Annotated in this window: 12 protein-coding genes and 1 pseudogene; 7 read left to right on the top strand and 6 right to left on the bottom strand. The window is 57.4% G+C overall.

The features are described from left to right. Positions 1–23 precede the first annotated feature (23 nt). Positions 24–425, top strand: a complete 402-nt coding sequence (locus tag AB4Y35_RS18300) for a hypothetical protein (protein WP_368705326.1) — start codon at positions 24–26, stop codon at positions 423–425. 69 nt (positions 426–494) lie between these two features. On the opposite strand, the gene AB4Y35_RS18295 is transcribed toward AB4Y35_RS18300, so the two are convergent. Beyond that, positions 495–791, bottom strand: coding sequence for a hypothetical protein (locus AB4Y35_RS18295; protein WP_368705325.1), 297 nt, complete (start codon positions 789–791; stop codon positions 495–497). 262 nt (positions 792–1,053) lie between these two features. Then, positions 1,054–1,293, bottom strand: a complete 240-nt coding sequence (locus AB4Y35_RS18290; RefSeq protein WP_368705324.1) for a DUF2442 domain-containing protein — start codon at positions 1,291–1,293, stop codon at positions 1,054–1,056. 314 nt (positions 1,294–1,607) lie between these two features. Here AB4Y35_RS18290 and AB4Y35_RS18285 point away from each other — a divergent pair, with 314 nt between their 5' ends. After that, positions 1,608–2,168, top strand: coding sequence for a TetR/AcrR family transcriptional regulator (locus AB4Y35_RS18285; RefSeq protein WP_368705323.1), 561 nt, complete (start codon positions 1,608–1,610; stop codon positions 2,166–2,168). Between the two features lie 283 nt (positions 2,169–2,451). Here the strand turns inward: AB4Y35_RS18285 and AB4Y35_RS18280 are convergent, their stop codons facing one another. Further along, a complete protein-coding gene (locus tag AB4Y35_RS18280; protein ID WP_368705322.1) occupies positions 2,452–4,107 on the bottom strand; it encodes a hypothetical protein in 1,656 nt (551 codons plus the stop codon). 869 nt (positions 4,108–4,976) lie between these two features. On the opposite strand from AB4Y35_RS18280, the gene AB4Y35_RS18275 reads away from it, so the two are divergent. Continuing rightward, positions 4,977–5,282, top strand: a complete 306-nt coding sequence (locus AB4Y35_RS18275) for a hypothetical protein (protein WP_368705321.1) — start codon at positions 4,977–4,979, stop codon at positions 5,280–5,282. On the opposite strand, the pseudogene AB4Y35_RS18270 reads toward AB4Y35_RS18275, so the two are convergent. The 3 genes and pseudogenes from AB4Y35_RS18270 to AB4Y35_RS18260 all read right to left on the bottom strand — a co-directional run. Continuing rightward, positions 5,262–5,393 (bottom strand): annotated as a pseudogene (locus AB4Y35_RS18270) (NAD(P)/FAD-dependent oxidoreductase); the annotation flags it as partial. The gene AB4Y35_RS18275 and the pseudogene AB4Y35_RS18270 overlap by 21 nt on opposite strands. 170 nt (positions 5,394–5,563) lie before the next feature. Further along, positions 5,564–6,214: a hypothetical protein gene (locus AB4Y35_RS18265; RefSeq protein ID WP_368705320.1), complete on the bottom strand. Its 651-nt coding sequence runs from the start codon at positions 6,212–6,214 to the stop codon at positions 5,564–5,566. A 524-nt stretch (positions 6,215–6,738) separates the two neighbouring features. Next, positions 6,739–7,359 (bottom strand): hypothetical protein, encoded by a 621-nt coding sequence (locus AB4Y35_RS18260; RefSeq protein ID WP_368705319.1) that lies wholly within the window; start codon positions 7,357–7,359, stop codon positions 6,739–6,741. A 356-nt stretch (positions 7,360–7,715) separates the two neighbouring features. Here AB4Y35_RS18260 and dcm point away from each other — a divergent pair, with 356 nt between their 5' ends. The 4 genes from dcm (at position 7,716) to AB4Y35_RS18240 (ending at position 13,165) form a co-directional block, all read left to right on the top strand. Then, on the top strand, positions 7,716–9,062 hold the full coding sequence (gene dcm, locus AB4Y35_RS18255; RefSeq protein ID WP_368705318.1) for a DNA (cytosine-5-)-methyltransferase: 1,347 nt from the start codon (positions 7,716–7,718) through the stop codon (positions 9,060–9,062). A 1,183-nt stretch (positions 9,063–10,245) separates the two neighbouring features. Beyond that, complete coding sequence (locus tag AB4Y35_RS18250; protein ID WP_368705317.1) at positions 10,246–10,899, top strand: hydrolase; 654 nt, start codon at positions 10,246–10,248, stop codon at positions 10,897–10,899. A gap of 80 nt (positions 10,900–10,979) precedes the next feature. Further along, complete coding sequence (locus AB4Y35_RS18245; protein ID WP_368705316.1) at positions 10,980–11,270, top strand: DUF1427 family protein; 291 nt, start codon at positions 10,980–10,982, stop codon at positions 11,268–11,270. Then, positions 11,267–13,165, top strand: coding sequence for an amidohydrolase (locus AB4Y35_RS18240; protein WP_368705315.1), 1,899 nt, complete (start codon positions 11,267–11,269; stop codon positions 13,163–13,165). Before AB4Y35_RS18245 ends, AB4Y35_RS18240 begins: the two co-directional genes overlap by 4 nt.

Here is a 13,165-nt window from a genome sequence, read left to right as displayed (position 1 = left end):
CGACACGCGAGCCGGCGGCCGCCATGGCCAATAACCGGGCCATCTTTGACGCCATCAATACGGGCAAAACCCCGCACTACGTCTTCATCTTCGACCGGACGGACTCCAGTCGGGACGCCGTTATGAAGCGCTCGGCACCCGAGGACCTGCGCTCCCGTCTGACGGCTCCCGCGTTCAAGCTCTGGGAGCGCCACACTGGATACCAGTTCGTGGCCCTTTTGGGGTCGTTTGGCGCGAGCGGCGGGCTGACCATGCCGACGGTCGACATTAACGCCCTGATTGAGAAGACGCTGCCGGCCATCATGAAGCGCAACAACGAAATTGGCGGGCTCTGCTCGCGCGTGCCGTCCGCCGCGCCGGAGTTCCGGCCGCTCATAGAGCAGAAGCTGGCAGAGCTGCAGCCTATCGAGGGCGCCGCGCAGTAGCACGTCGCGCCAATCGGAGCAATTCCGGTGGATATGGAGTGAGACGTCCTCAACGCAAACGGTCGCCCGTCACCAATCGTCGTTCCAGCGGTGATGCTCCCAGCCTTTGTGCCAACCACGGCCCCGCTGACCATAGCTGTCGACGACCGGTGGCCCGTGCACGACTGGCGGTGGATAGGACTGGGTGACATAAGTGCCCGGCGCCCCATAGGCCCCCGGGGGGGCGTAGTGGGATTGGTAAAATACCGGCGGTGGTGGCGCAGGAATCGGGTTGTAGTAGCCACCAACATTGGCTTGAGCCAAAGCTGCTGACGCGGGTGCGCAGACGGTCACAGCGATTGACAGCAGCGAGATTGCGTACTTCATGATGTGACTTCCCGTCGGTTCGCCAATTTGCCCCGACTGTGAGACGGCTCAATGAAGCTTAGTCGCTCGACCCACCCGGAAATGCAACGTTTCGCGCTAATCTGTAACGGTCGGTAACTCCCCGATTTTCGTCCTCGGCGCATCGATGTTGAAGCATTGTTTCAACATCGATGCCGCATTGACCTGCGAGATTGGTTGTTGTTATTCGGAGCATTTGAGACAAAGAGGCACAAGTCAGCAAGTGCGAAAGTTCCCAAATACTTCAATGCATGGTCTTGTGCGCGAGAGCGTTTAGCAGGGTGGTGACGCTCATGTCCTCGTCGAGCTCGGGCCAGAATAATTGCTGGCCGTCCAGAGAGATTGCGATGTGCTCGCGCTGCTCGCGGGATGCTTCGTCGAGAATAGGGAACAGGCGTAGGGGCAATTGGATAGCGCGGCCATCAGACAAGTCGATGTACATCGTCGGCCCATCGAAGGCCACGTCGATTGCATAGGGTTCCATGGCGAGTCTCTTGGTGGCAGACGGGACTTACAGAATAGGTCGCTCCTGGCTCTCACCCAAGCAAAGAAAAAATCCCGACGTTACCGAGATTATCGGGCGACCTCGTGGCTGTCATTAGGGCACGAGCAGCAGGCCGCTTCGGCAATCTCAAGCTGGGTCTAGGAATTCTCACCGGGCTCGAGAATTCTCAAATGTCGCGAGAAGTCGTGAGAATTGTGGACTGGGTGCAATTCCGGTAACTGCCGGCGCGCACTGAGGCACGTTTTTTTTGTGCCGACATTGACAATATAAACAATAATTGTCAAAGTGTGAACATGACAGCCACACATACGCCTGAACAGGTCGCTGCGCGTCGGAGGAGCATCCTCGACGCCGCTCGATGGTGCTTCCTCAATTTCGGATTCGCAAAGACGTCATTCGATGACATTGCAAAGCGTGCCGGTATTTCACGCACGCTGCTCTACCGCGTCTTCAAGGACAAGGAGCAGATATTCATAGCGGTCTTCACTGACTGGCTAGTTTCCCGACACCCAGCAGCCCGCTCTGCTGCTTCGGGCCCCGACGCTCAGCTATCGCGTCTTATGGATGTGTGTCGACTGATGGTCCTCGAGCCATGGGAAGAAATGCTCGGCGCTCCGATGGCAGGTGAGTTCTTCGACGTCTGTGAGCGGCTAGACCCGGAAGTCGATGCTCTGCATCGAGCGGTGGCGCATGAATGTGTCACGACGGTACTGGGAGACGCCGCGGCAGCTGAGGTTTTTCTCCTGGCGCTTGACGGGCTTCTCGCAGACCAACCGACAACGGAGGTTCTCGAGCAGCGAGTACAGATTCTGGCAAAGCGCTTTGTGAGCACAGCGCGTAACAAAAAGCCGTGAGGTCCGAGTCGCTGAACCAGACCGCACCACTTCGTTTTAGTCCCGATACATAAAGTGATGAAATGAGCCAATCAGCGTCGAACGCCCGGCGCGCCTGTGTCATTCGCGAGCTCGAGGCAATAGACCCCGCCGTCGAAAGCGAAAATAGCAACACCCCGCCTCTCGAAATATCGGTAGGAATGCTTCTCAAATTCATCGAGGACAAGCGCCTGAAGTCATTCGGAAGCGGCTAAACATGACGGACACCCGTGCAACACGATTTCCGGGTGTTTGAGAATAGCCGCTAGTAACGGAGTGCTGAGCGTCCGACCTGCACAACGTCAACCATCAGCCCCGGACCGACGAGCGCGGGCACGGCGAAGCTTTCGGGCTTCACTGTCGGTCCATGTCCCCCGAAGCTATCATCCCAGATTGAGGCGCCTCCAGTAGGTTTTCCCCATATCGTGTTGGGCATCCCTTCACCGTGCCCATCAATGTCTGGTAGCGTGGCGGGATTGCCGCCTCCGGACCCGTCAAACGCGGGTAACTGTGCTGGATTGCCGCCGCCTTCTCCGAATGGGTCGGGATAGAGGTCACCCTTACGAGGCTCGTGTTTTGGTGGCTCTGGTTTGTCGTGGCCATGGATGACGCCGCTCAGTCCCATTCCGATTAGCCACCCGCCGGCGGCACCCACGGCAATAGCGGCCCCCGCTACGATGAGGGGTACCTCCGGAACGAGCGCTACTGCGATTACAGTAGCCCCAACGGCAATAACGCCATTCGCAATATTGGCCTCGTCCTCATCCTTTTCTCCGCCTCTGCCATTGATGCCAAGTTGTCCTGGCGGCGCGAATGGCCCTCCGGGAGTCGCTCGATCGAAGATGCCAGATTTGAATCCACTTGAGCCGTGCTCCCGCAAGAAGCTCGACACACCGCCACCCGAAAACTCGTTGGTCGGCGCGCCGGCAAGAAGGCCGTCAACCGTGGCCTCGATAGACTTGCCGGGTTTGCTGTCCTTGTGTTGGCCCGGTAGGTCTGACGCGCTCGGCAAGCCGCCGGGGATACCACCAGACTTGGAGCTGCCCATCAGGTCCGATGCCTTGTCCTCCATACTTTGACCGCGGCCCCCAGCTGAGTTCTTCTGGCCCGGTAAATCACCGGCGCTCGGCAATCCTCCCGGAACGCCAGATGTGTCCTTCCCCGGCATCAATGAACCGGCGCTATCCCTGCCCGAGGAATCACTGCCAAAAAACTGGTCGATAGCTCGTTCAAGTGGGCTCTTCATTGCCTCGCCAAGCGCGTCACACAGCCCACCGGTATTCCCGGGCAAAAGACCATCCTGCTGAAGGGACTGGGACGCACGCCAATCCGCCAGGTCAAGCTGAGCAAGCTTACCCGCCCCGTAGATTCCAGCGGTGCGCCGATTCACGTCAACAACAGCAACAGGATGACGCTGGGCAACTTCAGATTTTGAATTCCAGCCTTCTGCCAAGGCCAATACGCTATTGCAGGTAGAGGCAGAGAGCCAAGGCCAAGTCGCGTTAATGGCACCAGTGTAGATGGTTTCCAGCCCGGCACTTCGCTTAGTCATTCTAATGAATGCAATTACCAAGCTAAGAAATTTGATTCGGCCACGTGGACTCAATTGCGCAAGCTGAGCTGCGCACGAAACGGAGAGCGTGAGCCAGGCCTGGTAGGCGTCTTTGCCCGCAACTCGCTTCGCAATAGACGACGTGACGACTGCATCATCCCGGTCGATTCGCTGCGCGAGTTCTTGCAGTGTCGCAAAAATTCCTGCCACGGGTGCAAGTGTATATTCGCGTAGCCCCCGATAGACCGGCCCCGTTGCGGTGACTCCAAGCAAGCGACCCGGTGGAACCGTGCGGTTGTCATCGCGATGAAGTGCCGCAGAACCAGACGCCTCAGTTGTCTCATCCGTGCCGTGTAATCTCGCTTCCATGTCCACTCCTTGCGGTGGTGCTTTGCACAGCGCAGGCGGTGTAGCCTTCTGCCCAAATTGCAAAGCGAGACGAGTAAAGGAAGAGTGGTCAGCAGCATGAGGACTATCTGCTGCCGACCCCGGTCCGCGAAATGTAAGTTAGTTGTTTGTTGTGTGCAAGGATATGTATAGGAGAAAAAGACGGTTTTTGAAAGGTGACGTTTACGCTTCGCAAAGCGCTGCACGCCTGCACTCAGACGTTAGCTTTTGTACAGAAGCCTGGTTAGCAAATAAATCTCCAATTCCTGCGATTTTGTTGAGGCTCCAATCGGGCGAATGGACAATTGCTAACATCGCGGCACGTTTATGAATTCCACATAATCTCCGCGTTCGGGCCGTGGTTTGTTGGCTGCCTGCAATGGGCCGCAAGTGCAATCTCGAAAAACAAATTAAGAGGGCAGTACATGGCGTGGGACACGAGCACACACAAGCTCGTAACGAAGGAGTGGCTTCCGCTCGCTGCGCCCGATGTCGTGTAGGTCGGCCCATTCACTGTTCGTTGAGGCTGGACTGGCGAAGGCGAACAGGACACTCATTCTTGAGCCCCCGCTTGATGCACAGGTTCTTCTGCTCCAGCGCGCAATCTGTGAGTCCAGAATCGGTCGTGATTATGAGTTCACGGTCGACGTTGTTTCCCGACAGCAGACTATCGAGCTGAAGCAACTGATGGCGCAGCCTGTCACGTTATGGCTTCTCCAGTGGAGACGACACGTAGGTGTGTATTTCAGTTCTACGACGCATATCACTTCCTCTGAATTACAGACGACAACGTCGGGACGTACGACGCGATTCTCAGAACCAAGCCTGACCAGCGGCTCAATAAAAATTTTGTGACTTGGCTCACCTTCCGCGCGCATCCGCTGACGCAGTTTGGCGAACAGGTGACCTTGCAAGCTACGTTCGGAGTTTATGTGGCCATGGCGAATCAGACCCAGCAGGAAATGCTGCTCGCATTCCAGCTTAACCACCCGCGAATCGCTCGAGCCATCAAGCAGAAGACGTTGCCACAAAACGGCTGCCGGGTCGTCCTTGAAGCTGCTGATTTTGTTGCGCAGCCGAGGCCTCCGAGTGCCGCCGAGGCGACTTCTCTTTCCAATGACTCGGGACTGTCGGGTCTAGATGCCGAAAATGACTGAGCGGTGAGTAGCGACGCCGGCGGCAACTCCAGCTGCAGCGGCGAATGAGGCATTTGCCCAAGCGGTGGCGGCATCGCCTGCGGCAAAGACTCCGGGAACGCTCATCTCTTCAACGGGGCCGCGCTCGATGAGCACATTTCGGGTTTTGAGCAGCGCCCCGTGTCTAGCGTTGGTCAGCTAACCGTGGCAGGTCGGACATAAAAAAAGCACGACCAAGATGGCCGTGCGTTTCGAATCAGATTGGACGCGAGACTTTCCATCAAAAGCATGAGGGGGTGAAATCAGTGTACTCCACTCGTTCCAGCGTTTCCTCGAACTGCGATTGTCGGCTTCTCTGAGAAGACTGTTCCTTGAATGCGCGGCATGTACCGCTTTGTTACGAGCACGTTGACAAGAACGTTCTCAAGGCGGACGCCCGGAATGTCGGTGCTCGCATGAAGTTGCATGAATCCGCTTGCAGCAACGTAAGTCAAGTTTTCCCACATCCCATCGGGTTCCTCCGCGCACTGCAGTGTCCGATACTCCCCGATGATTGGTGCATCCGAGCCGATTCCAACTCGACCGAACGCACCCACAAGTCCGCGACCTCCGACTGCCGTCTCAAACGCGTGAGGGAGATACCGCTGTCGATGCCACAGGTCCATTGCGCTCCATACCTCCGGGTCAGTGATATCGGCAAGCCAGTAAATCTGAATGCCACCGACCTGTAGACGAAACGTGAGGAGTCGGTCATCACCTACGCCCATGCTGCCATATCCGAAGCAGACGCCGGTCTTCTGACGCTGAACGGTTGCTAACAGATTCTCATCCAGGGGGCACGTGAGAATCGGCAGGTTCCCAGGCACCTTTCCGGCGAGCTGATTTTCCGACGCAAATTCATGCGCGAGGCGCAGGCCGCCGACGTTGAGAAGAGTGTAGTCAAAGTCTTGCATGTCTATGAGTTCCTGACGGTTTCTAGTTAGCCAGTTGTTGCCAGTTAGTTTGTTCCTTAGCACAGTTCAACGCACCGTGCCGCAGGTTGACGACGCATTCGGACCATGCGTCTTGCCTATATAGCGACTGCATTCAAGGAACATCCTCAACTGAATATATGGAGTAATCCGCCTGGCTTCGAACTGTTGATGTGGATATGAGACGGGCGACATGTACGTCTAGGACGAGAGTTTTAAATTCCATCGGTCTCGAAGCCGAAATTTGCGTCTCCGGGCGGCGACGAAATGGATTTCCCCGCAAGCAGTGTGCTGCTCATAAACAACGTTTAAATTCCGGCTCCGGCGCTCATTACCCGTTTGACGGAGGTGGGCATCAGTGGGCTCGCTAGTGAATAGCTTCTGGCCGCGATCGTTTCGGTGGAAGACATCTATCGAAAGGGATTGCGAGAAGAACCGTCCAAAGGAATTCAGAAAACGACATAACCTTTAATGCCGATATTCCGGCCTGACTATGATCGGCTTCGCTAGTTTCGACGCACCTTAAGCTCGCGCCCCTTAGATTCAATCAACTCCTTAGCGTCGTACATGCTTCCATACCAGGACGGGCGGCACTTCGCTCGTACAGCCTTGACGTAGTCAGCTTGCCCCTGAAGACAGTTTTCGTCGCGAAGCGGCCTGTGGTTTTCGCCAGAGGACATCATTGCGCATTGAAGCAAATCGAGGTCCGTAGACGGGTTCCATGGATACGCAATAAATGTCCACGAAGTCTTGTGCACAAAGACCACAGGAAAAGTGCTTTCAAGGGCGTCGAACAACGAAAGCTTCCGTGCGTCCAACTCGATTCTCCCTCCAACCAGGCATACCGTTGCCATGCCCGGAAGATTCGGCCCATCTATGTTGTACACATCAAAGCATTCGACCGTGAGCGGCTCACTGCTCTCATCAAGCTCTGCTGGCGTCGTGATGCAAATGCATGCCACCTCCTCGAGTACGCCTTGAATTTCAGGCGGGAGTTGCGCCGCGGGAACTTGGGCACACACAAGTCCGCCATTTTCCTGCGCATATCGCCGGATGTAGTCCAGTGCCTCCGATGCGGAGCGGCCGGTCAGTTGGATGCAGTTGATGCTGTGAGCTACGTCCGTCATTTCTCTCTCAATTTGATAGGTGCCTAAAGCCTCGCCAGTCTGGACCGGTCGAGGTCTGAATTCATGCCGTCAACTAAAAGTCGGCACTCACCATATAGCGAGCGCTCTGAAATTAGCGCGTGCCAAGGAAATTTTGCTCACGTGCGCACAGCTACTCCGACGCACACGGCGTTGCTTTGCCTGCGACGAGCGCACGCCCCGATGCCGTCATCCGCATCGACGGAACTTCGCTCGCTACCGAAGTAGCTTCGCGCCATTGTCGAATCCGAACCCTGACCGTCTTCTAAAAATTTACCTCGACGGAAATATAAACACGTCTCCCTTGACTGCCCATCGTCCTTCCTCGGAGAACCACGGTGGCAGCAGTCAACACGTCGTACCAGTTTCAGAACCCGCTTCGCGTAGTCGAACTTTTTGCCGGTGTCGGTGGCTTCAGGCTCGGCCTTGAGCAAGTGCACGGCAACCCCTTCGAAATCGTGTTGAGCAATCAGTGGGAACCTGGCAAAAAGGTCCAGCATGCAAGCGCTGTATATCAAGCTCGGTGGCAGGGCGACGTTCACTTGAACGAGGACATCGCCGAGGTACTGAAATCCGAAGCAGGACGCACAGCGATTCGCAAGGCTCGCCCCGACGTCGTCGTTGGAGGTTTTCCTTGCCAAGACTACTCTGTAGCCAAACCGCTCTCGCAGTCGCAGGGCATTGAAGGCAAAAAGGGTGTGCTCTGGTGGTCGATTGCCGAACTGCTGAGGCAGCGAATCGCAGAAGGCGAGCCAGTGAAGTACCTCGTCCTTGAAAACGTCGACCGTCTCATCTCGTCTCCTGCTGCGTGCCGAGGTCGTGACTTCGCGATGGTATTGTCCACGCTCTATAGCATGGGCTATGCGGTCGAGTGGCGTGTGGTCAACGCCGCTGACTACGGCTTTCCGCAACGCCGCCGGCGAGTGTTCATCGTCGCATACCACGTTACCACCGGCGTTGCTGAGCGGGCTGCTAGTGGCGTTGGCGAGGGTGGTGCGACGTGGTTTAAGCAATCGGTTCTGAGCCGCGCGTTCTCCGCGGCACTGGTGAATGAGCTTGACGCATCGGCTCCAGCTTTGACCTTGCGCGATGAGCCTTTCAACGAGCAGCTCACGTATCGGCCGCTTTCGAACGGCAAGAGCCGGTTTGCAAACAGCGGAATCATGGTTGCCGGCAAAGTATGGACAGGTACGGCGAAGGCAAACGCAATTGACGACTTCAGCGCCTTTACAGGTTCGGTCTCTCCGCTAACGCTCGGAGATGTTGTGCGCAAGACGGGACCAGTGCCGACAGCGTTCTATGTGCGGGAGGAGGACGCGCCGAAGTGGTTGGCGGCGAAGGCTGCCAAGAGGGTGCCGCGTGAGAAAGATGGCTTTGCGTATGAGTATGCGGAAGGGGCGATGGCGTTCCCTGACCCTTTGGACCGTCCATCGCGGACCATCATCACGTCGGAAGGTGGCTCGACCGCGTCTAGAACGAAGCATGCGGTTAGAGAGGCTTCCGGCCTTGTTCGCCGCCTGACTCCTGAGGAACTCGAAGAGCTCAATGGCTTCCCGCGCGGGTTCACGCAACATGGTCGGGCTTCAGACGCGGCGCGAGCGATGCTGATGGGCAACGCCTTGGTGGTGGGCTTGGTGACAAGGATTGGCGAAGCGCTCTGTCACGCACACGTGAACTGCGCCTAGGCCCATTGTCGGCAGCGCAAGCCCTCAGGCCGAAGATGGAGTTATTGGAGTTCGGGTTCGTGGCTAGTGAGTCAGCGGATTCATCTCCGGCTGCAGATTACCCCACGCGTCGCCGAGGATCTGTTCATCTGGAACGGCTTCGGCGCACGCCTCGTCACTATAAGAAAACTTATCTAAGCAGCGCGGTTACGTTTCACATTTCCCCGGAGAAATTCGCTAGCTCACGCACGGAAAATCTATGGTCCGCCCCAGTTTTGGACCCCTGATCCCGCGGACACCCGCCGCCTCCGCATTAGTATTCGCGTCGCAGCAGTCGTCAATGTAATCTTCATCGCTTGACCGACCGGTCAAACAATCTGGCGTGCAAATCATCTTCAAGTTACGAAACGACGCGCGAGATGTACGCGACGCCGCAATCGAGAACGTTGGCCGCGTCCGTAATACTGCCGGCTTCGGCGACGCGCAGAGACACGCGCAACATACGTAGCTTGGCCATCTCACTCCAACGGCTTTGCTGACAATCCCAGCGCGGACTTTGAAACTGAATTGACAAGTAACGGCGTTGTACCGGCAGTCGTTTGTAAGGCAAAGGTCTTGATCGTCATTGTCAAAGCGTTGCACAGAAGCGCGTTTCCATGAATTGGCCGAATCTAGTAGTGCACATGCACATAAAGGAAGCAGAGGAGCGCGGTAAGCGCTCCAAAAATATATGCCGTCGCCTGCAGGACTTCTCTTTTGCGCAAGAAATCAGCAGGCAGCGCGACGTCCTGCCTCAGAGAGCGTGGAAGAATGTCAGGCTTGGGAACAACACTCGCGCGTTGTTGGCGCTAGGTCGCCTCCGATTCCACTGAACATCGAAACCCGTTCATCTGTTCGTGCCCCCGGATTGAGTAGTCGGTAACTTCTTTCTTCATTCGTGCGATGAAATCCATCTGACCTTCCACAGTTTCCGAGTTGGTTCAGACCTATGAACCGAACCTGTCGTTGTTCCACCTCGAACCCCACGGCATCATTCTGCCAACGAATCCGAGACGACCCAACAACACCGATTGCGTCGCCGCTCTTTCGTTAGGTGATGGATCACATCCTGCCCAGTCGCTGCGGTGAACTCCGGTAGCGCCGGCAGCATGGATCGGTCTTCATCACACAATGTCACGTTTGCAGATTCCACATTGGAGAACACATGCCTCAAGCTCAAGCCAAACCGGGAGAGCGACTGCTTTCACCGGCCGACCACACGCTGATCATGATTGACCATCAGTCGCAGATGGCCTTCGCGACGAAGTCGATCGATCCAGTCGTACTGCGTAACAACGCAGCGCTCGTAGCAAACGCCGCCAGGGAGTTTGCTGTCCCGACCATTCTGACTACGGTTGCCGCGAAGACTTTTTCCGGCCCAATCTTCGACGAGATCAAATCGGTTTTCCCGGAAACGGACATCATCGACCGCACGTCGATGAATACATGGGAAGACCAGCGTATCGCCGACCGCGTCAATGCAATCGGCAAGCCTCGCATCGTATTCGCGGGTCTGTGGACGAGCGTGTGCATTGTTGGTCCGGCGCTGTCCGCGATCGATCAGGGCTTCGAAGCGTATGTGATTGCCGATGCATGCGGCGACGTGAGCGACGAAGCCCATCAGCGAGCGATGGAGCGCATGGTGCAGGCAGGCGCTCGTCCCATGACTTCGCTGCAATATCTGCTCGAACTGCAACGCGACTGGGCACGCAGCGAAACGTACAACCAGACTGTGGCGACGTCGATCCAGCACGGCGGCGGTTACGGTCTCGGCCTTGTCTACGCGAAGACGATGTTCGGCGGTAGCGAGGGTCACTGACCTTAAATGGCGGCGAAGGCTGGCGCGCTCGCGCGCCAGCCGCTGTTTTCATGCTCGGACGATGCGACCAAGGTGTGTCGATGAAAGCCTATTTATTGTCACTGTTAGCCGGCATCTTGGTCGGCGTGATTTATAACCTGATTCGTGTGCGTTCACCGGCACCTCCGCTTGTCGCGCTCGTCGGCTTGCTCGGCATTTTGGGCGGCGAGCAGATCATTCCCGTAAGCAAGCATCTCTTTTTCGGTTCGCCACTTTCGACGGCTCCGCAAGAGTCGCACAGTGCGCCGTCCCTGTCCGTCATGCCGCTGCGCGGTCATATGGTGGAACAGGCTAGCCGAGAGAATGCCGATAGCAAGGAGCGGCACTCATGAAAGCATCTGCAATTACCCCTGATCTTGTCCTTCACAGCGGCCGCTTTACGACGCTAGACCGGGCGAACCCGACAGCGAGCGCGGTCGCGATCAGGGATGGCAAGTTTACGGCTGTTGGCGAGAATGCCGACGTCATGTCGCTGGCCGGAACGGCGACAAAGGTGATTGACCTGAAGGGACGTTCCGTTCTGCCGGGACTCATCGACAACCATACACACGTGGTGCGCGGCGGCCTGAACTTCAACATGGAACTGCGGTGGGACGGCGTGCGCTCGCTGGCCGATGCGATGAACATGCTCAAACGCCAGGTGGCAGTGACTCCGCCACCGCAGTGGGTTCGCGTGGTCGGTGGCTTCACCGAACAGCAGTTCGTCGAGAAGCGGTTGCCCACCATCGCGGAGCTGAATGCCGTTGCACCCGACACGCCTGTCTTCATCCTGCATCTTTATGACCGGGCGTTGCTGAACGCTGCGGCGCTGCGTGTGGTCGGTTATACGAAGGACACGCCGGAGCCGCCCGGCGGACAGATCATGCGCGACGGCAATGGCAACCCAACTGGGTTGCTACTTGCGAAGCCGAATGCGTCGATCCTGTATGCGACGCTGGCGAAGGGTCCCAAGCTGCCATTCGACTATCAGGTAAACTCGACTCGCCATTTTATGCGTGAGCTGAACCGGCTTGGCGTGACCGGCGTAATCGATGCGGGCGGTGGTTTTCAGAATTATCCTGAGGATTACGAAGTTATACAGAAGCTTGCCAATGAAGGGCAGATGACAGTGCGCCTTGCGTACAACCTGTTCACGCAGAAGCCTAAGGCGGAGAAGCAGGACTTCCTGAACTGGACGAAAGCGTCGAAGTACAAGCAGGGCGACGACTATTTCCGGCACAACGGTGCAGGCGAGATGCTGGTGTACTCCGCAGCAGACTTCGAGGACTTCCGCGAGCCGCGACCGGACATGCCGGCGCAGATGGAAGACGAACTGGAAGAGGTCGTGCGCGTGCTCGCCGAAAACCGCTGGCCGTGGCGCTTGCATGCAACCTACGACGAGACCATCAGCCGTGCGCTGGACGTCTTTGAGAAAGTCAATCGCGACATTCCGCTCGATGGCATCCACTGGTTCTTCGACCACGCGGAGACGATATCCGAGCGCTCGATGGATCGAATCGCCGCGCTCGGCGGGGGCGTAGCCGTTCAACACAGAATGGCATACCAGGGAGAGTCCTTTGTCGAACGTTACGGTTCGGCCGCGGCTGAGGCCACGCCGCCGGTCGCGCGCATGCTCGAGAAGGGGGTTCGGACGTCTGCGGGCACGGATGCCACTCGTGTCGCATCGTACAACCCGTGGGTGTCGCTTGCGTGGCTCGTGACGGGCAAAACGGTAGGCGGGCTGCGCCTTTATCCGCAGCGTAATCGTCTCGACCGCGATACGGCGCTGCGGATGTGGACCGAGATGGTCACCTGGTTTTCCAATGAGGAAGGCAGGAAAGGCCAGATCGCCGTGGGTCAACTCGCGGACCTGATCGTTCCCGATCGCGACTTCTTCGCGTGCCCCGAGGACGACATCGCGAACACAGTTTCAGAGCTGACGATTGTGGGCGGCCGCATCGTGTATGGCGCTGCGGCGTTCTCTCATCTCGACGACAGCGCGCCGCCTCCGGCGATGCCCGACTGGTCGCCCGTGCGGCGCTTCGGTGGCTTCGCGGCATGGAAGGATTCGAAGGCCGGAGTTGAGGCTGAAGCTTCGCTGCAGCAAATTGCGGCGTCGTCGTGTGCTTGCTCGAACGGTTGCGCCGTGCATGGTCACAACCATGCGCGCGCGTGGTCGAACAGCGCACCGACCTCCGATCTGCGTTCGTTCTGGGGCGCGCTCGGCTGTGCCTGCTGGGCGGTCTGA

It is taken from the genome of Paraburkholderia sp. EG286A (assembly GCF_040965375.1).
In the GTDB taxonomy this organism is placed as follows: Bacteria; Pseudomonadota; Gammaproteobacteria; order Burkholderiales; family Burkholderiaceae; genus Paraburkholderia.
Note: the sequence above shows the minus strand (reverse complement) of the source record. Positions and strands in the feature narration are given on the sequence as shown.

Coding starts and splice junctions, on each gene's coding strand:
- AB4Y35_RS18300 (WP_368705326.1), top strand. CDS start 24: ATGGCCAATAACCGGGCCATCTTTGACGCCATCAATACGGGCAAAACC.
- AB4Y35_RS18295 (WP_368705325.1), bottom strand. CDS start 791: ATGAAGTACGCAATCTCGCTGCTGTCAATCGCTGTGACCGTCTGCGCA.
- AB4Y35_RS18290 (WP_368705324.1), bottom strand. CDS start 1,293: ATGGAACCCTATGCAATCGACGTGGCCTTCGATGGGCCGACGATGTAC.
- AB4Y35_RS18285 (WP_368705323.1), top strand. CDS start 1,608: ATGACAGCCACACATACGCCTGAACAGGTCGCTGCGCGTCGGAGGAGC.
- AB4Y35_RS18280 (WP_368705322.1), bottom strand. CDS start 4,107: ATGGAAGCGAGATTACACGGCACGGATGAGACAACTGAGGCGTCTGGT.
- AB4Y35_RS18265 (WP_368705320.1), bottom strand. CDS start 6,214: ATGCAAGACTTTGACTACACTCTTCTCAACGTCGGCGGCCTGCGCCTC.
- AB4Y35_RS18260 (WP_368705319.1), bottom strand. CDS start 7,359: ATGACGGACGTAGCTCACAGCATCAACTGCATCCAACTGACCGGCCGC.
- AB4Y35_RS18250 (WP_368705317.1), top strand. CDS start 10,246: ATGCCTCAAGCTCAAGCCAAACCGGGAGAGCGACTGCTTTCACCGGCC.
- AB4Y35_RS18245 (WP_368705316.1), top strand. CDS start 10,980: ATGAAAGCCTATTTATTGTCACTGTTAGCCGGCATCTTGGTCGGCGTG.
- AB4Y35_RS18240 (WP_368705315.1), top strand. CDS start 11,267: ATGAAAGCATCTGCAATTACCCCTGATCTTGTCCTTCACAGCGGCCGC.